Genomic DNA, 20,784 nt, shown 5'->3' with positions numbered 1-20,784 from the left:
GCTGTAAAGCTAATCTTCAATCTGCATAAACAGGTTGTTTAAGGATTCGGTATAGGTAGGATGTGCAAAAATGCAATACCGGATGCGGTCATACGTAATGCCGCCTTCCATGGCCATTTCCAGTACCGACATAATTTCGCCGCCTTCCTCACCTAATATCGCTGCTCCTAAAATCTGTTTGGTATCAGCATCTACCACCGCCTTCATGAGCCCGCGGGTATCGCCGGTTTCCCGCGCCCGCGCCACTTTAGTCATCGGTAGTACGGCTACCTTAATATTGAGGCCCTTCTTTTTTGCTTCTGCTTCTGTAATACCTACCCGGCCCAATTGCGGATCGGTGAACATGCAGTAGGGCACAGGCCGACCTTTGATGGACAACTCTGCACCTTCGAGCAAATTGCGGTACACAATGGTATAATCATTATAGGCAATATGAGTAAAAGCCGGTCCGCCTTTAATGTCGCCCAGTGCATAAATGCCGGGTACATTGGTTTCCAGCTTATCATTCACCTTAATAAAGCCTTTCTCATCAGTTTCAATACCGGCAGCTTCCAAATTCAAGGCCTTGGTTTGCGGTTCCCGGCCAATGGCAATCAGTACGTGCGAGCAAGTGATTTGCTGTACCTCGCCGTTTACTTTTACTGCGGCATTAATCTTTCCGCCGGCTGCCTTTTCAAACTTTTGTGTTTCAGCATTACTTAAAATAGTAATGTTCTCCGCTTCCAGAAACTTTTGAATCTCGGCCGCCACATCATCATCCTCGCGGGCCATAATGCGCTTTCCTTTCTCCAGCAGGGTAATCCGGCTGCCAAACCTCCTGAACATTTGGCTGAACTCCAGCCCGATATAATTACCGCCGATTACAAGGATGTGCCCGGGCACCGTTTCCAGGTCCAAAATAGTGGTGGAGGTGAGGTAATCAATCTTGTCCAATCCTTCAATTTCGGGTATTAAGGTTTGGGTACCGGCGTTAATAAAAATCTGCTCCGCCTGCAACGCCTGCTGGCCGCCATCTTTCAATTTTACATTAACGGTTTTGGGGCCGGTAAATGCAGCTTCACCAAAAATCAGCTCCAGGTTTTCGGTGCTTTCCAGATCCTCCTGGTTGCCGCTGCGCGAATGTTCTACAATATCATCCTTACGCTTTTTAATGGCAGCCATATCAACCTGGTAACCGCTTACCGGTACGCCCAGTTCGGCCGAATGCTGCGCCATGTAAGCGGCCTTTGCCGAGGCCACCATGGTTTTGGTAGGCGTACAGCCATCGTTTACACAGGTGCCTCCCACCAGGCGCTTTTCAATTACAGCAGTTTTTTTACCGGCTTTAGCCAGTTTACGGGCCAGCGGATTGCCTGCCTGCCCTGAACCAATGATAATGGCATCAAACACAATCGGGTTACTCACTGATTTGTACCCCTTTCCAGAAGGCTACGTAATCCTTTATTTGCGCTGCGGCTGTTTTAGGGGCAGGGTAATACCAGGCGGCATCTTTATTGGCCTGGCCGTTAACCTCAATGGTATAATAAGACGCCTCACCTTTCCAGGGGCAGGTGCTATGTGTGGCAGACGGTTTCAGCAACCCGTGCTGCAGGCTGCCGGGCGGAAAATAATGATTGTTCTCTACTACAATGGTATCATTGCTTTCCGCAATAATCTGATGGTTCCAAATGGCTTTCATATATATCAGGCAAGGGCAAAAAATATTGCAACTGTTTAATATGCAAATCAGCACTTTTGTTTCATCGGGATTAAACCACTTCACCACGCTGCGAAATGACTTACCGGCAAAAAAATTTAATTAAATTTTATAAAGCTCTAAAAATTTCTATTTTTGCAATCCCGAAACAGAAACGAAATAGTTGATATTTTTATATAATGGTTCGGCCAGCTACAAGGCCCGTTCGTCTAGGGGTTAGGACGTTAGATTTTCATTCTAGAAACAGGGGTTCGATTCCCCTACGGGCTACAAGAATCAATATCAAACTGCGACAAAAGCCTGCAAATCAAACGTTTGCAGGCTTTTGTCTTTCCACTGGACTCCCATATTCCACACCATTCCGCATCATTTAGGTTCGTGATCCGGTGAGTCGAAAAGGGGAATAAAACTACTCACCGGATTCGCATTAGTGTGCTGACTATCAGCCTGCTCACCAGCTGAACATCTTGATGCCCTTTGATTGCAAGCCTACATTTGTTTCACCCATTTAATGGCTTGCAAAGATGAAAACGAATTACAGCTTACTTTTCTACCTGAAAAAACCAAAGCACTACACCAGTGGCCCTGTGCCCATCTACCTGCGCCTTACCGTAGCAGGCAAACGTGCCGAAACCGCCGCCGGGCGGGAGATCGACCCTGCCCGCTGGAACAGCAAAACAGGCCGGGGCAGCGGCAGCAAGGAAAACACCAAAACGCTCAACGCCTACCTCGATACGCTGCTGGCTAAAGTACAGCAAGCCCACCAGTCGCTTATTAGCTCAGGGAAGGCGATCACCGCCGAAAACCTGCGCAATGCGTTCGGTGGTAAGGCTGAAAAGCAGTGCCTGCTGATGGAGGTGCCGTTACTGCCAGCCGCACAGCACATCTTAAGCAGATACCAAGATCACCCGCAATATGAGAACACGGGCCTGCTGCTGCCGGTGCTAAGCAACCAGAAGATGAATGCTTACCTCAAGGAGATTGCCGATCTGTGCGGCATCCCCTTTCACCCCCCCCCCCCCCCTATGTTATTTCTACACTAAGACACTTATATTCTGCATTAGGAAGGAATCCAAAAGTAATATACTGCTCTGATTGTCAATATTATAATTTTTACGAAGGCATCCGTTTCAGGACTGTGCGATAGATTGAATCGATTGAACGCAGAGGATTGAAATTTTATTAAAATATTTTAACGAGGGCTTTTGCAACCAAATAAATAACTGAAATTTCCGCCTTAATAAATTGATCAATTATTGACCGAAAAGAGCTCGTTGAGTCATTGAACTAACATTTGAGCATGTCATTCATCTTACTTAGCGCATGTTTAAATTTCGGGGTAACGGAAATTAACAAAGAGTGAATCGGTTTTGTCAGAAAAGTAATCACTACAAAACCAGACTAACAATGTCAACTCAATTCAGAGAGCTGACCGATTCACAGTGGCAAGTTATAGAAAAAGAGTTAGACGGGCACGGACAAATGCATAAAAGGAAATGCAGTATGCGGCTGGTGATGAATGCCATTTTGTGGCTGACCCGCACAGGCTGCCAGTGGCGTAACCTGGACAGGAGCTATCCGTACTGGCAGCTGGTGTACTACTACTTTCGCAAGTGGACCAAGGCCGGCTTGCTGCCTAAGGTGCCTACCGGGGCAGCTTTGAGGTGTACCGCTGGCAGATAAACATCTCCCAAAAGCCCGAACCAGCACAGGGCTTCGTGCCGCAAAAAGGCAGGTGGCAGGTGGAACGCTCCTTCGGGTGGCTGAACTTCTGCCGCAGATTAAGCAAAGATGATTAGAGAACGGCTGCCGCTGCTGTCTCTTTTCTGCAACTTGCCTTTATTACTATCATTATCGCAAGATTATGCTCAATCAAATTTAAACATGCTCTGAGACATTACCCATTTATAAAGTTTAGTGGTAAAAACAACATTATGTTTAAATTAGTGACTTTTGTTTTACGTTATACATTATTCAAGGCAATCGATTGTTTGAGGGAACTTACTGTGCAAAATCATTTATGTGCGTTTGTAAGCCGCTGCAAACGGGCGTAAATCTCCATCATGGCGGCTTGGTCAATCAATCGCTTTAGGGGTTTGGCACTTACCAAATCCTGCTCACTGCGCTCTTTGTTCCAAATGGCATCACCATCAGCTATATAAAAGTCAATCCATTCGCGGTTGTGGTCTATATTATATAATTCTTCGTAACCCCTCAGCATTACGGCATTAAACCAGTATTCGCCGCCGGGCAGCCGTCCGTTCACAAAGAAGCGGGCTTTGCCTGCTTTCGCAATACGCTGTGCCTCGGTAAGGTACAGCTTGTTTTTGGTAATGCGATAGAGAAGCGCATTGGCCTGCAGCATAGTGCCGGTATTGTAGGTATAAAATGCCCTGCCAATCTTCATTGATGGCACTTTAATATTATCATAATAAATACCTTCGGGCGCCTGCAGGTAGCGGTTCGTCCATTTATACAGGGCAAGGGCATTGTTCAGATAGGCAGGTTGTTTGGTAATGGTATACAGTTGCAGGGCTACCAGTATGGCCGGCCCGTTCGAGCAGGTGTTCTTGGTGGTCTTGTCACCTTCTTTCCAATAAACGCCGCCGCCAGCTACCGTATCTGTTCCGCTTTCAATAAAACGGTAAATCATTTTAGAAACATCCAGATAACGCTTTTGGTGCGTGCGCTTGTAAGCATCCAGGTAAGTAATGGCTATCCATTCATTATCATCATAAAAGCGGCTGCTTTTCCGCTCGTGGGTTACATAATCCTGGTATGCCGGTACCGGGGCTGCATTGCTGTAATACTGCTCAATGGCCTGCTCAACAGGTTTCATGTAATGGCTGCCCGGTTGCAGGGTTTCCATCTCATTGGCGGCTTGTACCAACGCACACAGCGGCCACAGCCAGGAGTGCAGGTTTTCATTCTTCGCACTGTCGGTTGTTTCAAAGTACAGGCCGGTTTTGGTATCTTTCAGCCTTGCATTCAGGGCTGTATTCAGCCGCTGGATGCGCTCGGGATAAGCAGGCAAAGCTTGCCCAAAAGCTGTACCCAGTAGCAGAACTACGGTTAATAAACTTAAAAAGGTATTTTTCATAAAGGCAGATTGTTATTCAAACACACTATAAAAAGCAGGCCGCCCGAAAGCGGCCTGCTGAATGTCCCGGTGAAAAGTAAATGGTATAATAGCAAATCAGATCTTGCCGGCAGCCTTTAAAGCAGCCGCAGCTTCCATTGTGGTTAACCCGCTGATCTGTGTAGTTAAATCAATGGTGCCTGATGGCTGTGTTTTCCAGTCAGGGCTTACCAGCAGTGCCGGGCGTGATATGCCTTTACTATACAGCGTTTGGGCGTTGTTTTTCAAAAAATTAAGGTAATTATTGCTGTTGGTTCCGCTTACATCAGGGTTTTGTGCCAGCAAGGTAAGGTAACGCACCAATATGCCCTTAAATAAGCCGCCATCACCCTGCCCTTCTGATTTCAGGATGCCGCCCGGAGCCAGATCGGTATCATTAATAACGGCGTTGGCATTTTTCACCGCATCATCCAGGTAGGCCGACTCTTTGGTTACGTTGTACAATTCCAGTGCAGCGCCCATATATACGCCCTGGTTATAAGTAAACTTATTCTTGTCCAGCGCACCATCACCTTTCGCATTAATGCCATCATAGATGATACCGGTAGAAGCATCAACCAGTTTCGACTTCATCCAGGTGTACAGGCTTCGGGCTAAGGTAAGGTTAGCTGCATCATTACGCAGGCGATACAGGCGGCAGGCAAAAATAATCGCCGGTGCATTGGCAGGCGTGTTTTTGTAATCCAACTGCGATTTACGCCAGGCAACACCGCCACCCTGATTGGTATTCACCCCGGTTTTGATGTCGGTCCACAAAGTATTGGCAGCATCCAGATAATCATTATCATTGGTAGCTTCAAAGGCGCGCAAACTGGCTAAGGCCAGCCATTCCATATCATCATAAAACTCATTTGGGTACTTGCCCCCATTGGTGGTGCGCGTACCGGTGAGCAATGATTTCATACGCTGCTGATATACCGCATTCTTGGTTCTGATGAATGCATCCGTCAGGGCATCCAGCATGTGCGCTTGCGGCCAGTAATTGTAAGTGGTATTACCCGCATTGTTCTGTACGAAATAGTTGCCGTTTGATGATAAATAAGCATTATAAGTGGCGGTTTGCAGTGAATCAGCCGTTGCGGCGAATGTATAGTCCACTGGTGCCGATGCCGGCTGATTGGGAAAAAGCGGAGTCGCTTTATCCTTAAGGCAGGAGCTAAGCAGTAGCGGTATAAAAGCCACAGTTGCAGCCTTGGTGATATAATGAAGTTTAATTTTCATAAAGATGCGTTAGTTAAGCCCGGCAAAGTGGTTAAGCACCTTGCCGGGCAGTAATGCAATGCTGGTTATTTAACTGTTACCGAATGGGTATAAGCCGTTGCCGTAGCGCTAAAATCTACCCTGATGTCTGCTGTTTTATTATCGGCAGCACTGGCAAATTTAAAGCTGTTATCATACTGTGCGCTGCTAACCGGTACCAGGTAGAAATAAGATGGAGGCGTGGTAGCATCAGCGCGGTTATTATCGCCTTTGGTGCTGCCATAAAACTGGGTACTGGTAGCTCCGGCAGCATCTTTCAGCGTAAAGCGGAATTTATAACGCTCATCGCGGCCAAAAGATTCCTGCTTGAACACTACAGATGCATTATTGATCTGCCATACGCCGCCAGATACATAAGGCAGGTCATACCACACTTTGTTGTCTGGGGCAAACCACAGGCCTACAGCTACAATTTGTGTTTGGATGAAGCTGGCATTATTAAAGTTAAGTTCAAGCTTTACTACCTGCGTAGCACCGGTTACCGTAGTAGTACCGCTCTCGGTAAGTTTTGTACCATTGTTTGAATAGGTGGTCGGTGTACCTGTATTGCGGTTTACAAAGTGGTATGTACCCGCTTTCAGAGAAGTATATACTTCAAATTTACCCGGCTCAGTCTGTTTTAAACGTAAAGCTTTACTTAAATCTTCTCCGCCTTCAGTAGCACTGCCGGTAATGTATAAATCTGGCGGTGCCTCAATACCTTCAGGACGCTGTATTTCAATAATGCGGAATTGAATTGGTGTTTGCACGTTAATACCCCTTGATGAGCGTACTGCCCATTTGAATTTGCGTGATTCTAAAGATTTTACCCCAGCATTTGCAGCAATTTTGTTTAAATCAGTATAAGAAACGGTAAACCTGTTCAGCAAGCCGTTATTGTCAGAAGTGGCGGAGTATAGCGGTTTCGAAAAATCACCATCGGCCTTGTCAAATAAAATTTCGTACAGTACTACGCCATTATCATCAGCACGAGATTGTTCCCATTCAAATACAACCGAGCCTGTTGAGCCAGAGGTGATTTGAACAAATTTATTATTTTCAGGAGCAAACAGGTTACTTACCGGCGTTACCTGTGTTTTATCCAATGCTAAAGGGTTTTCCCTTTTACAGCCCGCTATAGTAAGCAGCGCTGCTATAAATGTTATGAAGCAGAAAAATGAATTTTTCATTTCTAATATTTTTGATTGTGATTAATAATTGTAATTACCAGCCCGGGTTTTGTGTAAGATTGGGGTTTAAAGCACGCTCATCGCGAGGGACAGGCCACAGGTAAGCGCGGTTCTTATCAAATGAGCGCAGATTGGCCCTGATATATCCATTGTCTACTGAAGCCGGGCCGAATTTAGCGCCGTGTGTCCATCCGTTCAGTACAGTTTCGGCAGTGCGCCAGCGGCGGATGTCAAATACCCGCAAACCCTCCATGGCCAGTTCACTGCGGCGTTCGTTGCGCACTATATCACGCAGTGCGGTAGTGCCGCCTCCCGGAAAGTTAAGTGCTATATCGGTAGTGAAACCGGCACGGCTGCGCAGCGCCCTTATGGTGTTGTTCCAAACAGAACCATCCATCTGACCCAGCTCATTTTTAGCCTCGGCATACATCAGCAGCACATCGGCATAACGTATCAGTATCAGATTAAGGCCCGACTGAAAGTTAGTAGCCGAAGTAGGATCATAATACTTACGCACATAATAGCCGGTGGGTGAGCTGATGGCGCCCGGTGCATATTCATCCGGTTTGGCCGGGTTAGGGTCAGTACCCGGTTTGGTATAAATGGTTTGCGTTGTATTATCCGGTTTAAGCCATTGGTACAGGTGATAAACTACCGTGCCGGTCAGGCGCGGGTCGCGGTTAACATAGGGGTTGTTTTCGTCATATCCTGAACCATTTTCACCGATTCTGCGGCCGTTCAGCATCAGGTAGTTATCCACCAGCTCCTGCGTAGGAGCGAGGGCATTTAGCCTGGCGCCTACCGAAAGGGGAACCAGATCAAACAGGGTATTGTAGTTTCTGTTGCCTGCAGCTGCCGGTGCAAACTCCAGGTCCAGTATTACTTCGCTGTTGTTTTCGTTCTGTGGTAAAAACAGGCCCTGATAAGAAGGGAACAGGCTGTAAGTGCCATTGGCGCCGCTCATCACCTGTTCGCAGGTAGCAGCAACCTCCGCCCAACGGTTCTCATACAATAAAACACGTGCCTTAAGGGCAATGGCAGCACCTTTGGTGATGCGCCCTCTGTCGGCAGCGGCGTATGCGGTGTTTACCGGTAATGCGGCGGCGGCTTCGTCCAGCTCTTTTAAAATGTAATTTACTACATCTGCTTTAGGGGTACGTGCTACTGTTCTGGAATCATCCAAAGTGATATCCTGCTGAATCAGCGGCACATCACCAAACCAGGTTTCCAGCTGGAAGTAATGAAATGCGCGGAGCACACGGGCTTCAGCCTTTAAACGCGCATTCAGGGTGGCATCCATGCCGGGTACCCGGTCTACATTCTCTAAAAAAATGTTGCTGGTTTTGATACCTGCATAATGAAAATTCCATTCTTCCTTAATACGGCCCAGTGAAGCATCATAGGTGCCTGCCGCTAATGAGGCCACACCGTTTTGGTCGCCACGGCCATTGTAGGCATTGTCTGATGCACCTTCGTTATAAAAGAAATAATCGTTGCGGTACAGCTGGCCATAGCCGGTATTCAGGAAGTTAACAGCCTTATCTGTAGTGGTCCAGTAACTTACATCAGTGAACGTGTTTGTAGGTACCAGATCAAGCTTTTTACAAGCAGGTACGGTAAATATCAGCGCTGCAAAAAGCAGGGCTTTATTTATATATTTTATCTTTCGCATAGTATCAGGATTATAATGTAATGTCAATACCAAATCCATAATAAATAGGTACAGGGTAAGAGCGGCCGCTATTGGCGCCGCCGGTCTGCACATTAGTGTTAAACTCGCTGGATTCGGGGTCAAGGAAGTTCATCTGTGAAAAAGTCAGCAGATTTTGACCAGACAGATAAGCCCTCACTTTTTTCATGCCAATAGTTTTTGCAACGCCTGCAGGCAGGGTATAGCCAATCTGCACATTCTTCACCCGCAGGTAAGCAGCGTTGTACAGATACATATCTGAACCTCTTCTAAAGTTGTTTTCGTTAGACTGACTGCCATTAACGGCCAGGCGCGGGTAGCGGGCATCAGTGTTCTGCGGTGTCCAAAAATCCAGCTGATGTTCGTAAATTACCTGCGAATAACCAAAGTGGAAAGGCTCAACCTGCTCGCCGCGTACAAACATACTGCGGCGGCCTACGCCCTGCAGAAACAGGTTCAGGTCAAACTGCTTGTAGTTCAGGTTGTAAGTAAACCCAAAAGTAAGGCGCGGAAAGCCATTGCCTAATATAAAACGGTCGTTATCATTAATTACGCCATCGCCGTTTACATCCACATAGCGGTTATCGCCGGGTACCACATTAATACCAACGGGCTTAGGGCCACTGGCCAACTCATCGATGTTTTGAAAATAACCGTCGCGCTTTAAACCTACATAAGAACCTATGGGCAATCCTACGCGATTGATCAGCTGCATTTCATCATACGATCTGATTTCTTCACCATTTACCAGCGACAAAATTTTGTTTTTGGTATCGCCCAGGTTGAAAGCAAACGAATGTTTGAAATTACGGCCATTCACACGGTAACTCAGGTTTAACTCCCAACCACGGTTCTGCACTTCAGCTGAGTTGAAGTCGGCCGTTGCGCCATTGGTACCAAACACACCCGGTGCAGCCGGCTGTTGCAGAATATCGCGCGTGGTTTTGTTGAAGTAATCAAACGTAACCGTAAGTGCATTCTTTAAGAAGCTTGCCTCAATACCGGCGTTAAAAGTGGCAGCCCGTTCCCAGCGGATATCGGGATTAGCGAAAGTAATACCAGCACCGCCTACTACTGTATTGTTAAAGCTATAAGTACCTGTTGTGGGGAAAATATTGGTTTGATATTGGTATGGCCGCACATTCTGATTACCCAATATACCGTAAGAGGCTTTCAGCTTCAGGTCGCCTACCTTGTCACGGTAGTTACGCATGAAATCCTCTTCAGTGATGCGGTACCCTGCAGATACAGATGGGAAGAAGGCGTTCCGGTTGTCTTTGGAAAAGTTTGAAGAAGCATCTACCCTGAAATCAAACTCGCCATAATACTTATTCTTGAAGTTATAGCTTGCCCGACCAAATAAAGAGTTCAGGCTGATTTCTGTGGTATTACTGTTGGTAGGCGAAGAAGACTGATCAAATATAGTACCGCCGGTGGGCGTGCCCAGTTCAGGATCAGTAAGTCTTAACCGCAGGTAGTTGGCGCGATTGGTAGTAGATTCATTCGCTATACCTACCAGTACATCCACATTGTGTGCCGAATTAAATGTTTTGGTGTATTGCGCCAGAAACTGTGTATTCAGGAACAGGTTCTTTACATTGTCATCGTTGGTGTTACGATCTGCCCCGTAAGTGCCTTTAGGTAAAAAGTTTACCTGAATTACTCGTCCAAAGGTATGGTTGGATAATAGGGTACCGCCAAATACACCTTTAACCTTAAAATCCTTGGTAACGGCTAATTCTGCATTCAGGTTACCAAAAACGTTATCATCATCGGCTTTGCGGTAACCGCCATTTTGCAGGATGCCCAGCGGGTTAAATTCGGAAAGTACATCATTGGTGAGGTAATTGCCTTGTGCATCCTGAATGGCGTAGTAGGTAGGCGTTCTGCCTGCATCCACAATCAGGGTACCGGTGTTAAAAGAGTGTTCTTTTCTTTCTGTACGTGCGTAAGACAAGATGCTGGTTAACTTAAGTTTACCATATTGCGTATTTAGGTTCATGCGATAGTTATAGCGGCGAAGTCCGTAATCGGGCCCTACCAAATTACTGCGCTGATCAGTTACACCGGCCGAAACCAAATAAGAGGTAGTGGCATTGCCACCAGAAAGCGACAGGTTATGCGTTTGCAGTACAGCGTTTTTCAGGATGGCATCTAAAAACCATTCATTATTCTGCTGCGAGAAATCACGGATGGTGGCCGGGCTGAAAGCAGGAGCCAGTCCTGAATTTGCCAGTGATTCATTGCGCAGGATGGCGTTCTCGTATCCTTTTACCGGCTTGTAGCCTACGTGTGGTACCTGTATACCGCCCTGCCCGTTATACGTAACAGTAGTAGGCGCATTGTTTTTACCCTTTTTGGTGGTGATTAAGATTACCCCACTGGCCGAACGCGAACCATAAATAGCGGCGCTCCCTGCATCTTTCAATATCGATACACTTTCGATATCCTGCGGGTTCAGCAAATTCAACTGGCCCAAATCACTGCTTGTGATTCCGTCAATTACCAATAAAGGTGAATTACCATTGATGGAACCTACACCCCGAACATTAATGTTGGGTATAGCGCCTGGTTCTGCGCTGCTTTGCTGAATAATCAAGCTTGGCGACTCGCCTTGCAGGGCCTGGCTCAGGTTAACCGATGGTTTACCCTGTATAGACTCGGCCCTAACCTGGTCCACCGCGCCAATTACATTGGCACGGCGCTGGGTTCCGTACCCTACTACTACTACCTCGTTCAGGTCGTTGCGCTGTTCAAGCAGTTTAACATTTATGGCAGTACGGCCGCCTACTGCAACTTCTTGCGTGGTAAAGCCAATAAAAGAGAAGGTAAGCACTGCATCTGGTGCTGCGGCAATACTAAACGCACCCCGGGCATTGGTAACCACACCGATAGATGTACTTTTTACCCGCACCGTTACGCCGGGCAGGGGCTCATTGTTATTGTCGGTAACAACCCCGCGTACTGTACTTTGCTGCTCTGTGGCAGCGGGTACCAGTGTTACCGGGGCTGCTTCAATTACTACTACATCATTAACTACTTTGTAGGTGAGCTGCCTTGGGGTCAGCAGTTCCTGCAGTATTTCCTGTACAGGTTTATTATTAAAGGTTTGGGTGATTTTCTCAGTTTGCCTGATTACCACATCAGAATAGGCAAATTTTATGCGCTGTCCGGCTGCTATTTGCTCAAGTGCTTCGGCCAGGGTAACACTTTTCAGCTTAATACGGGCGTTGCTTTCCAGAAATTTTTGCCCATACGAGCTGCTGGCTATGGCAGTGAAGCATAAGCAACAAATTACGAAAAAGACAAGGGTGGTATATTTCATGAATTTGAAAACGTAGCGAAGCACTCCATCATAAAATAGAGATATATTCATAGATTTGAATAATTAAAAGGGTTAGCAATTGAAGATCGGGTGTATAGAATTGGACCTCTTGATTCCTGATACTTCATTAAAACTCATCTTTTTGGTGCCCTATTCAACTCCCTTGAATAGGGTTTTTTGTTTAAATTCTTATTTTTTTAAGGCTGATGATACTTTTCATAATCGGGTTATTTGTTATTAATTGGTTATATGCAGTAACAGGTTTATGTTTTTGCTTTAGCACCCCTTACCATGCAGTTGGTAGGCCGTTGGTGTTTTGGTGACCTTGCCTTTAACCAACCGGGCCAGCACTGTAAGTATATCGGGCAGTGCAACCCCGGTAAAATCAGCAGATATGGTGCAATGCTGCAGGTTGGCATCGGCCGCCAGGCTAATGTTAAAACGGCGCTGCAGTGCATTGGTTACTTCAGGAAGCAACTGGTTTTTAAATACCAGTTTTCCGTCTTTCCAGCTACTCAGCAGGGCGGCATCAGCAAACCCGTCTTTATAAAAAGTGCCTTTTGCTGTATTGTATACGGCCTCCTGGTTTGGTGTGAGCAACAGGGCTTGAGCGCCTTTAACAGCTGGATACCTCATTACGCCTACTTTGCCGGTTACTACCTCTACCTTCATTACCGGGTCGGCGCTGTAGGCTTTTACATTAAAACTCGTACCTAATACTTGTGTAGTGAGCTTACCGGAATGCACAATGAACGGATGGGCATTATCATGCTTTACCTCAAAAAAAGCTTCACCTACTAAATTCACTTCCCGCTTTGCTCCTGTAAACGTCTCAGGATATTTAAGTTTACTGCCGCTATTCAGCCAAACCTGTGTACCATCGGCCAGCGTAACCTGGGTTACCTGCCCGTTGGCGGCCATAGTTTCTTTGCTGTTCACCACAGTTACTGCAACACGGCTGCTATACATGGCAATACCACCTGCGGTAATTAAGAAGCCGGTAACCGCAGCCGCAGTTAGCCAGCGTTTGCGGCGTACCACCTTACGTAATCCGGCATGTTCAATTTGCTCGGTAATCCGGTTATAGATACCCTGTTCGTCGAATGCATCAGTGCCGGTATCTGCAGGCGTATTAAGGTTAGTATTATCAAAGTACTGGCGAACAAGGTCTCTTTCTGCCTTCCGGTCGGAAGCAGAATTATGATAAGGTTTAGGCTTCTTAAAAAATTTCTTCATGCGTAATTATATACAGGATGCAAAAAAATACAGTACCCCCCAAAACGGGCATGAAAATTTTATCAATTATTTTAAGAAAATGAAAAAGGAAAGGTAGCTGAGCTTAGCTGTATAATAAGGCTAAAATGATGAGCGGCAAAAAATCACTCAGTCCGGCACGCAGATAGCGTAGCGCTATAGTAATTTGGTTCTCTACTGTTTTTGGGGCGATATGCAGCAGGTCGGCAATCTCTCTGTTGGATAATTGCTGCATGCGGCTTAAGCTGAATATCTGGCGACACTTTTCGGGCAGCCGGGCTACGTTAACTTCAAGCGCCTCAGCTAAATCCTTTTGCAGTAGGCGGCTGTCGGCATGGCTGTACTTTTCAGCCAACAGATCAATCACTTCATCGCTCAGGCTCACTTTATTCCGGCGCATGTACATTAGTACCCGGTTGCGGGTGGCCGTTTTCAGGTATGCCTGTAAGTTACTGATGTGCAATTGATGCCGTTTCAACCAAAGTTCGGTAAACAGCTCCTGTATAATGTCTTCGCTTGCTTCCCGGTTGCGCAGTAAATGATAAGCCTTGGCATATAATTTTGCTGCATACTGCTTGTATATCAGTTCAAACGCACTGCCATTATCCTGCTGTAGCATAGATAATAACTGGTTGTCAGGCCATAAATAAGCAACAGATGTGGCTGGCATTAAGCAGAGATAAAATCAGTGTTAATAATTGGTAATACATAGGTACAACTAATTTTATTAAAATGAAATAATTGGGTATTTTAGATAGTACCGGGCGATTGTGTTTTTTATGAAAACAGATGGAGAAACATATCGTTGGAAGCACTTAAGAATACATTTATCTTTAAGTGTCAAATTTAAACTATGGCATCCTATGCTTACTCCTGATAAAATCAAAGAGACTTTCGTTAAAGTGGACGACTTTTGCAAAGAATTTGATTTGGGGATAGCTAATCACCGGCTGGATGCAGGCCATTATCAGGTACGGAACAGAAAGGCCGCCCTTTGTAACAGTGGGCTCATCACCATTCTCATTGCTTTTCACAGCGGGCATTTTGAAGCACTTTTACCTGGGTTATATCTGCCCCTATTACAAAGACTGCTTTCCCGGTTTGGTCTCTTATAACCGTTTCATGGAGTTGCAGCAAAGAGTGGCTGTGCCGATGATGCTGTTTTTGAAATCCGTAGCCCGGGCCAGTCCCGTGGCATCAACTTCACCGATTCCACACACTTGAGGGTCCGCCGCAACAGGCGCATCCACAGCCATAAAGTCTTTGACGGGGTAGCTGGTAGAGGGCAGCGCTCGCTGGGCTGGTTTTATGGCTTTAAGCTGCAGCATACCCGCCACCGCTCGGTGAACAACTTTTTGATGAACCTGATGGGCGCGCTCTGCGCTTATCATTTCTTCCCTGAAAAGCCTTCCCTCAACATCGTCTTTCAAACCGATGACGAGCAATTGCTGTTAGCTGCTTAAACCGAACTCACGTTAAGCTAATATTAATTAGCCGCTCTGCGTTGTCCATTCGAAATAAATCGCTATCTTTAGTCATTCAGATTTGCAATCAAATCGCAATAAAGTATTGGTGATCGATTCGGTGGGTACGAATTCTTAGCCACCATAAAATATTGAAAGCAAGTAGGTTATAAATACAGTCGTATTCTCCTGCGCTGCAAAAAAATTATATACCCTTGTAAGTGAGTAACTTACAAGGGGTTTTTGTTTTTCAGACTTACCTTAGGCACTAATTGCCTCTTGCCTGCCCCGTATTTAAATAATGGTGTTAACAGTTTTGGTTGCGCCGCCGCACTTTCGTTATAATTATTGCACCTTGTAACTATGGATGCCAATTTTGCATAGGGGGTGGATTACAATTAATCAGGTTGGCGTACTGCCGCTACAATAGCCGGGAGTTGAATCATCTTTCAGCAGCCGGTTAATCGTTTAGTCCTTTGCCGCTGAGTATTCGCGGCATACATTTCTCAATCCTTGCCTCGCGGGTTTTAGCCTGTTTGGGTTGAGAAAAGTAAAGATGGTAGGCCCTCTGCCGCCCCGGCGTTAGTGCGGCAAATGCAGCTTGCAGGGCCGGGTGTTCAGCAAACTTCCTTTGCAACTCATCCGTGGGTACAAGCTGACTGTGGTCTTTGAGCGCTACCTTTAAACCTGCCTTTTCTATGTCTATAGCTTCCTGGATATAGGTTTTAATCAGGGTTTCCTGTGCATCAATCTGCTGTAAGCCGGTAAACCGGAGCTGGCGGGCCGCCTGTACGTTTGCTGTTTGCTGAATGAGCAGGCCGCCAGCATCTTTTAACAAAGCGCCTTTAAAAAACAGCAGCGCACAATAGGCTTTAAAGCCATGTATCAGCACTATATTACTACCCTGAAGCGTATAGCAGGGCTGCCCCCACTTTAATTCTTCCGTGAGGCCGCAGCTAAGGGCAACCTTTCTTAACTTTTCCATTTCCGGCTGCCATGTTTTGGCTTTTGCAAAGAAAAAATCTACCTGGGGGTTCATGTTACTGGTTTATATTGAGGTTGGCCTAAAGTTATACATAAGCGGTTAAATTGTTATTAACTGCTTGCCGATTTACTTCTGACGGATAATTACATAAAGTGTAAAGGTGCTGTACCAGCAGGCAGATGATCAAATTGTTATCTTTTGCCGGCCGCTTTTAATTTATCGGCGCTATGCGCATCTTTATACCTGCGCTTTTGCCGTAGCTGCTGTAAAAAGTTTCGGGCTGATTAAGCATAACGGGTACAAAGCCAAAACGCAATACCTATGAAAAGACGTTCTGTATTAAAAGGGATAGGCGCTGCACTGGCGGCGCCGGCCTTGCTGCCGGTATACGCCACAGCCCCTGCGAAGCCGGTTTTACGTATTGCCCACATTACAGATGTGCACTTAAAAAATGATTTGGGCGCCCCTGGTAAATTTGTAAAATGCCTGCATCACCTGCAAGGCCAAACGCCCCGGGTTGATTTTATACTTAACGGCGGCGATGTGGTGTTTGACATGAACAAGGAAAGCCTCTCCGCCATAGATAACCAGTGGAAGCTGGTGCAGGATACGATGCAGGCCGACTGCCGGCTGCCTGTGCATTATTGCCTGGGTAACCACGACATCTGGTGGAATGAAAACGATAAGGGCCAGGCCCTGTATGGCAAGCAGTATGCCATGCACCGGTTGCAGTTAACCCGGCCTTATTACAGCTTTATGGGTGGCGGATGGAAATTCATCGTGCTGGATAGTGTGCACCTGGATGTGGACGGTACCTGGTACATCGGTAAGCTGGGTGATGAGCAATTTACCTGGCTGGAAAATGAGCTGAAGCAAACTGATGCCCGTATGCCGGTTCTGGTGATGTCGCACATCCCGATATTAACGGCCACTAACCTGATTGACGATGATGTGGTAAACAAGTGGGTAATGCTGGGCGGGGATATGCATACTGATGTATCAAAGATTGTCCGCCTGTTTTACCGATACCCCAATGTAAAACTATGCCTGAGCGGGCATATCCATCTGCGCGAAAAGCTGGTATAAAACAATGTTACCTACCTGTGCAACGGCGCTGTAAGCGGCGCCTGGTGGCAGGGCAACCGCCGGGAAACCGCACCAGGCTACGGCCTGATTGATTTGTATGCAGATGGCAGCTTTAATGAGCAGTATATGAACTACCTTTAAGTAGGGCTGCCTGTGGGTGATATAAATTGCCCTATGGTAACTGACAGTAGTAATATCGGCTATATTATTTATAAGTGCTGCTAATGCAGCAAGGATTACTATACTGGGTATGTTAAGCGTCAGGCTGTTGTTAACATAAATATAATATCAAATTCATACAGGGTTTACATATATTTGGGTTATATTGTTATATATGAAAAAACAAGAACTCAAAAAGCTGGCTAAATCCGCCCGTAAGCTGATCCGCGAAGACATTAAGCTAAGCCTTGTTAACAGCTTGAAAGAAGTGATCGGAAAGATAGAAGGGCAGAACGTGGATGATCTGGAAAAACAGATCAACAAGGGGGCAAAGCAATTAGCCAAAAAGCTGTCGAAAAGAACCGTTGCCGCTAAACTGATGGCTGAGCAACCGGTTATCACAATTGAGCCTGCGCCTGAAGCCGTAAAGCCCGTTAGCCTGCGTAAAAAGAAAGCCGCAGTTACTGCTTAATGATATAGCAGCAGGCATCCTGTTTTCCTGTAGTAATTCTGAATTGTTTTACCTGGCAAAAGTATTCGCTCCTGTTGCCATTTATAGCTATGGCCAGCCTGCTGTAATTTTTTCAGCTATATCTTTTGCATACTATTCCGTGTGTAATAACAAAGGTAGTGCGGTTTTAAGCCCTTCATGAGCGGCGGCTTCTCCTTCGGCAGCGTTACTGTTCATAAGCTGATTTAAAGATGCAGGATAGCTTGCCTATCCTGCAAATCAATTAACTATCGGAACGGAAAATAATAGCAGTGCCGGTTGCCTGAACCATCGGTTTGACAGGCGCCTGAATCTTTACCAAGAAAATTAATTGTAGCGGCTAATGCCCCGGTGGCACTTACCAAAGATAAGGGTTTAAAATCTGTTTTACTTTTGCTCGATGCCGAAAAATTTTGCCCCGGCCCGTGTAATGACAGGATGATGCCGGTGTTATGAAATTGTTATGTTGTGACGAAGGGGGAGAAGTGAATATGCTATTAATAACTTTTAAGATGTACGTTTCGCCGGTGCAAGTTTGCAACTAGTGTTCTTGGAAAAGCACTAATTGCAAATTTGCACCGGCAGAATGAGAACATCTTAATAAGCACCATTCATACTAACCTCTTAGGATAAACTACTGAAACTTCAAGCTCTTTACAATCATGTCAAATACCCTTTTGCCCTCAGTAGCATCGACCACATTGCATTCTGTACTTCCACCAATAGATTTTGCATTTTGGGTGTCAAAGGAAATAAAGTAAAGACGCTGTATATCACCAGCAATATATTTATAAACCAATACTGATTTATTGTCGTCAGCTTGCAGAACAGAGGAATAATTCAAATCCCCCCTATGCATCTCATCCAATCCTCTTTTTAGAGCTTCAAGATGATTAGGCTTAACAGACTTATTGCCAGTACTCAAATCAACTAGTACATTTCCGGTTAAGTACAGATATTTTTTTTTGAAAGTGTTGAACGTGTTCAAGTCGACTTTGTCACTATTAAGTTTACTTATGACAAAGGGAATAGCCTCTGTTGAAGTAATCTTTTGCGCACCAGCAGGCAATTGTATACTGACAAGACCATCCAATAATACGTTTACCTGAGCTTGGCTAGCAGCGGCAGACAGCATCATAACAAGAATTATAAATATTTTTTTCATGGCTTTGGTTATTCGTTAGGGTTTGTAGGGCATGGGTTTTTAACGGCCGGGGTACTGCTACTATTATCAAGCGCCAAGGCATGGTAGACGGTAGAGTTGGTATCTGCCGCATACACGTTGATGGCATCGGGAAACATTTTCATCAGCGCATAGGCACCTGCCATGCCAATATCATCTGATTGTGTATCTCTTGCAAAATTATCAGCGTATGTTTGATATTGCGCTTTAAACGCATTTTCCTGCTGCTGATTACTATACAAAGCATTGTAAATATCGGTTATCTTGCTCCAGTCCTTTATGGTTACAATATACGAGCCGTTGGGCATAAGGGTTGTTACCGAGGCGTTCAGCTGATAAAAATCGCGCTGCGCCTGCGGGGCAAGCTTCAAATCATTGTTCATAAAGATAGGGAGAAATATCGCCCAAACATCCGCCGGCGAGGGCCCTGCACCTCCGGGGTGCCCGTGCGAGAAGCCAACTGTATAGCCGTCCGTACTATTCCAGGTGGGCGTAGGCTGCCATGTGGAGGTCTGCCCGGGAGTTACCTGGGTGTTAATGGGCGTGCCGCTGCCATCCGGGCTGCTTAATTTCTGGTTGGTGCCGTATTCTGCATTATTAGCCGAGGTGTAAGCGTTTATATGGTCATTCTGATCTTTAACCGTTGCATTCTGGGCCTTGGCGCTTACATACTTGGCCTGCTTGCAGGGGTCGGCCGGGTCATTGTTATCCGGATCGGTAGGCGGGTTAGGTGCAGGCGGAAAGGTTCCTCCCCCTCCGCCGCCACCCCCGCCGGAACCGCCACCTGTACCGCCGCCACCAGAGCCGCCCCCGCTGCCATCATCACATATCTGGTAGTAGGTGGTGGTATAGTAAGGGGTGCAATAGGGGGCACTGTCGCCGGCACTCACACAGGAGTAGTGCATGATGGTGATGGCCCTCGTTTCGCAGCCACCAGCATCGCGCAGCAGCGTCTTCAGCGCTTCTGTTCTTAGTGCCGGTGATGCAGCTGTGCCGGCAGGGCCGGCCACCTGGGTAACGGTACCGTTAATCTGCCCATCCTTGTAGCGGTAGCCGCTCAGCAGCCGGCCGCCCAGGTTATAATACAATACCTTGCCGCTAAAGTTGGCCTCGCGGGTTTGGTAATTATTAATTTGAAAATGATTGGCCGGGTTATTCACATAGGCCGGATCGCCTATAATAACCATCAGGTAGGCGCTGAAACTGCCTGCTTTGTTCCGGGTAAATACGTAGGCCGTTTTTGTATAATTTTTACCCATGGTGGTGGGATTAACACTGGTTTGGTTCTCCACAAAGTACAGGGTGGCGTTGTTCAGCGGGGCTTCCACCACCTCGTAGCTGTCGCGCTGAAAGGTATGAGTGCTGTCCCACAGGGGGTTCAGTCCGTCGCTCCAGCTTTTGCTGCTGCCACCCTCGCCGGTGCTGAGCGTTTGCAGCCCAGAACTGCCCGTTGATGCCGTAAGGGCAGGCGCATTCTTCTGGTACCAGGAGCGAACATCGGCCACCAGGCTGTTATCTTTTGCAGCAGGCGGTTCGCCTGAAGCCGCCTTATCCTTCCGGCAGCTGTAAATCAGGCCCATCAGTGCGGTCAGGCAGAGTAGGGCAAAATAGCTTTTACCCGGTAATACAGGTTTGGGTATTTTCATAAAGAAAAGGCAGATTTAATAAACAAAATCATATTACGGTAAACAATGCTTAAAGTTACTGGGTGATTGCTGCATTATTTTACTGGAAACCGTAAAATAAAAAAAATCTATAAATTATATATTTCCTTTTCGCTGGCGCAAGTTTGCAACAAAGGCAGGTTATACATTATTTTACCACTTCCCATTCCTTAACTACAAACCGTTTTCCTGTAAAATTATCCTTACGGTTCATCGTTTTT

General features: G+C 46.4%; 16 protein-coding genes, 1 tRNA gene and 1 pseudogene. 6 read left to right on the top strand and 12 right to left on the bottom strand.

The features are described from left to right. Positions 1–9: 9 nt before the first annotated feature. Together ACY652_RS06380 and ACY652_RS06375 are read right to left on the bottom strand one after the other, a co-directional pair. Positions 10–1,404, bottom strand: coding sequence for a mercuric reductase (locus tag ACY652_RS06380; protein ID WP_462267201.1), 1,395 nt, complete (start codon positions 1,402–1,404; stop codon positions 10–12). Beyond that, positions 1,397–1,678, bottom strand: coding sequence for a DUF427 domain-containing protein (locus ACY652_RS06375; RefSeq protein ID WP_462267200.1), 282 nt, complete (start codon positions 1,676–1,678; stop codon positions 1,397–1,399). The genes ACY652_RS06380 and ACY652_RS06375 overlap by 8 nt, the downstream gene beginning before the upstream one ends. Positions 1,679–1,894: 216 nt before the next feature. Here ACY652_RS06375 and ACY652_RS06370 point away from each other — a divergent pair. The 3 genes from ACY652_RS06370 to ACY652_RS06360 all read left to right on the top strand — a co-directional run bounded on the left by ACY652_RS06370 (position 1,895) and on the right by ACY652_RS06360 (position 3,379). After that, positions 1,895–1,966 (top strand) — tRNA-Glu (locus ACY652_RS06370). A 254-nt stretch (positions 1,967–2,220) separates the two neighbouring features. Then, complete coding sequence (locus tag ACY652_RS06365; protein ID WP_462267199.1) at positions 2,221–2,739, top strand: hypothetical protein; 519 nt, start codon at positions 2,221–2,223, stop codon at positions 2,737–2,739. 364 nt (positions 2,740–3,103) lie between these two features. Next, positions 3,104–3,379, top strand: a complete 276-nt coding sequence (locus ACY652_RS06360) for a transposase (protein ID WP_462267198.1) — start codon at positions 3,104–3,106, stop codon at positions 3,377–3,379. Positions 3,380–3,710: 331 nt separating this feature from the next. Here ACY652_RS06360 and ACY652_RS06355 read toward each other — a convergent pair whose 3' ends face one another. From ACY652_RS06355 to ACY652_RS06325, 7 genes are all read right to left on the bottom strand, one after another. Next, positions 3,711–4,796 carry a glycoside hydrolase family 76 protein gene (locus ACY652_RS06355; protein ID WP_462267197.1) on the bottom strand — a complete coding sequence of 362 codons (1,086 nt, stop codon included), beginning with the start codon at positions 4,794–4,796 and terminating at the stop codon, positions 3,711–3,713. Positions 4,797–4,892: 96 nt separating this feature from the next. Continuing rightward, positions 4,893–6,056, bottom strand: coding sequence for a glycoside hydrolase family 76 protein (locus ACY652_RS06350; RefSeq protein WP_462267196.1), 1,164 nt, complete (start codon positions 6,054–6,056; stop codon positions 4,893–4,895). Positions 6,057–6,121: 65 nt separating this feature from the next. Then, a complete protein-coding gene (locus ACY652_RS06345) occupies positions 6,122–7,264 on the bottom strand; it encodes a SusE domain-containing protein (RefSeq protein ID WP_462267195.1) in 1,143 nt (380 codons plus the stop codon). Between the two features lie 34 nt (positions 7,265–7,298). Next, entirely contained in the window at positions 7,299–8,936 is a 1,638-nt protein-coding gene (locus tag ACY652_RS06340; protein WP_462267194.1) for a RagB/SusD family nutrient uptake outer membrane protein, read from the bottom strand. Between the two features lie 10 nt (positions 8,937–8,946). Beyond that, the gene (locus ACY652_RS06335; RefSeq protein ID WP_462267193.1) at positions 8,947–12,279 is read right to left on the bottom strand and encodes a TonB-dependent receptor; all 3,333 of its coding nucleotides are present in this window, start codon (positions 12,277–12,279) and stop codon (positions 8,947–8,949) included. Positions 12,280–12,555: 276 nt separating this feature from the next. Then, positions 12,556–13,515 carry a FecR family protein gene (locus ACY652_RS06330; RefSeq protein ID WP_462267192.1) on the bottom strand — a complete coding sequence of 320 codons (960 nt, stop codon included), beginning with the start codon at positions 13,513–13,515 and terminating at the stop codon, positions 12,556–12,558. A gap of 103 nt (positions 13,516–13,618) precedes the next feature. Next, on the bottom strand, positions 13,619–14,203 hold the full coding sequence (locus tag ACY652_RS06325) for an RNA polymerase sigma-70 factor (RefSeq protein WP_462267191.1): 585 nt from the start codon (positions 14,201–14,203) through the stop codon (positions 13,619–13,621). A gap of 193 nt (positions 14,204–14,396) precedes the next feature. Between ACY652_RS06325 and ACY652_RS06320 the strand changes: the two are divergent. Further along, a pseudogene (locus ACY652_RS06320) lies at positions 14,397–14,996 on the top strand (transposase). A 460-nt stretch (positions 14,997–15,456) separates the two neighbouring features. On the opposite strand, the gene ACY652_RS06315 reads toward ACY652_RS06320, so the two are convergent. After that, positions 15,457–16,035: a YdeI/OmpD-associated family protein gene (locus ACY652_RS06315; protein WP_462267190.1), complete on the bottom strand. Its 579-nt coding sequence runs from the start codon at positions 16,033–16,035 to the stop codon at positions 15,457–15,459. A gap of 267 nt (positions 16,036–16,302) precedes the next feature. On the opposite strand from ACY652_RS06315, the gene ACY652_RS06310 reads away from it, so the two are divergent. Together ACY652_RS06310 and ACY652_RS06305 are read left to right on the top strand one after the other, a co-directional pair. Then, complete coding sequence (locus ACY652_RS06310; RefSeq protein WP_462267189.1) at positions 16,303–17,067, top strand: metallophosphoesterase family protein; 765 nt, start codon at positions 16,303–16,305, stop codon at positions 17,065–17,067. A 334-nt stretch (positions 17,068–17,401) separates the two neighbouring features. Beyond that, entirely contained in the window at positions 17,402–17,698 is a 297-nt protein-coding gene (locus ACY652_RS06305) for a hypothetical protein (protein ID WP_462267188.1), read from the top strand. A 652-nt stretch (positions 17,699–18,350) separates the two neighbouring features. Here ACY652_RS06305 and ACY652_RS06300 read toward each other — a convergent pair. Both ACY652_RS06300 and ACY652_RS06295 read right to left on the bottom strand, forming a co-directional pair. Further along, positions 18,351–18,881 (bottom strand): hypothetical protein, encoded by a 531-nt coding sequence (locus tag ACY652_RS06300; protein WP_462267187.1) that lies wholly within the window; start codon positions 18,879–18,881, stop codon positions 18,351–18,353. 8 nt (positions 18,882–18,889) lie between these two features. After that, positions 18,890–20,545, bottom strand: a complete 1,656-nt coding sequence (locus ACY652_RS06295; RefSeq protein ID WP_462267186.1) for a hypothetical protein — start codon at positions 20,543–20,545, stop codon at positions 18,890–18,892. Positions 20,546–20,784 lie beyond the last annotated feature (239 nt).

Source organism: Mucilaginibacter sp. (genome assembly GCF_965200995.1).
In the GTDB taxonomy this organism is placed as follows: Bacteria; Bacteroidota; Bacteroidia; order Sphingobacteriales; family Sphingobacteriaceae; genus Mucilaginibacter.
The sequence above is the reverse complement of the archived record's forward strand: the minus strand, read 5'-3'. Positions and strand labels throughout refer to the sequence as shown.

Bases quoted from the DNA above. Each gene is read 5' to 3' on its own strand.
- ACY652_RS06365 (WP_462267199.1), top strand. From the start codon at position 2,221: ATGAAAACGAATTACAGCTTACTTTTCTACCTGAAAAAACCAAAGCAC.
- ACY652_RS06345 (WP_462267195.1), bottom strand. From the start codon at position 7,264: ATGAAAAATTCATTTTTCTGCTTCATAACATTTATAGCAGCGCTGCTT.
- ACY652_RS06350 (WP_462267196.1), bottom strand. From the start codon at position 6,056: ATGAAAATTAAACTTCATTATATCACCAAGGCTGCAACTGTGGCTTTT.
- ACY652_RS06330 (WP_462267192.1), bottom strand. From the start codon at position 13,515: ATGAAGAAATTTTTTAAGAAGCCTAAACCTTATCATAATTCTGCTTCC.
- ACY652_RS06295 (WP_462267186.1), bottom strand. From the start codon at position 20,545: ATGAAAATACCCAAACCTGTATTACCGGGTAAAAGCTATTTTGCCCTA.
- ACY652_RS06375 (WP_462267200.1), bottom strand. From the start codon at position 1,678: ATGAAAGCCATTTGGAACCATCAGATTATTGCGGAAAGCAATGATACC.
- ACY652_RS06305 (WP_462267188.1), top strand. From the start codon at position 17,402: ATGAAAAAACAAGAACTCAAAAAGCTGGCTAAATCCGCCCGTAAGCTG.
- ACY652_RS06300 (WP_462267187.1), bottom strand. From the start codon at position 18,881: ATGAAAAAAATATTTATAATTCTTGTTATGATGCTGTCTGCCGCTGCT.
- ACY652_RS06315 (WP_462267190.1), bottom strand. From the start codon at position 16,035: ATGAACCCCCAGGTAGATTTTTTCTTTGCAAAAGCCAAAACATGGCAG.
- ACY652_RS06355 (WP_462267197.1), bottom strand. From the start codon at position 4,796: ATGAAAAATACCTTTTTAAGTTTATTAACCGTAGTTCTGCTACTGGGT.
- ACY652_RS06310 (WP_462267189.1), top strand. From the start codon at position 16,303: ATGAAAAGACGTTCTGTATTAAAAGGGATAGGCGCTGCACTGGCGGCG.
- ACY652_RS06335 (WP_462267193.1), bottom strand. From the start codon at position 12,279: ATGAAATATACCACCCTTGTCTTTTTCGTAATTTGTTGCTTATGCTTC.
- ACY652_RS06340 (WP_462267194.1), bottom strand. From the start codon at position 8,936: ATGCGAAAGATAAAATATATAAATAAAGCCCTGCTTTTTGCAGCGCTG.
- ACY652_RS06360 (WP_462267198.1), top strand. From the start codon at position 3,104: ATGTCAACTCAATTCAGAGAGCTGACCGATTCACAGTGGCAAGTTATA.
- ACY652_RS06325 (WP_462267191.1), bottom strand. From the start codon at position 14,203: ATGCCAGCCACATCTGTTGCTTATTTATGGCCTGACAACCAGTTATTA.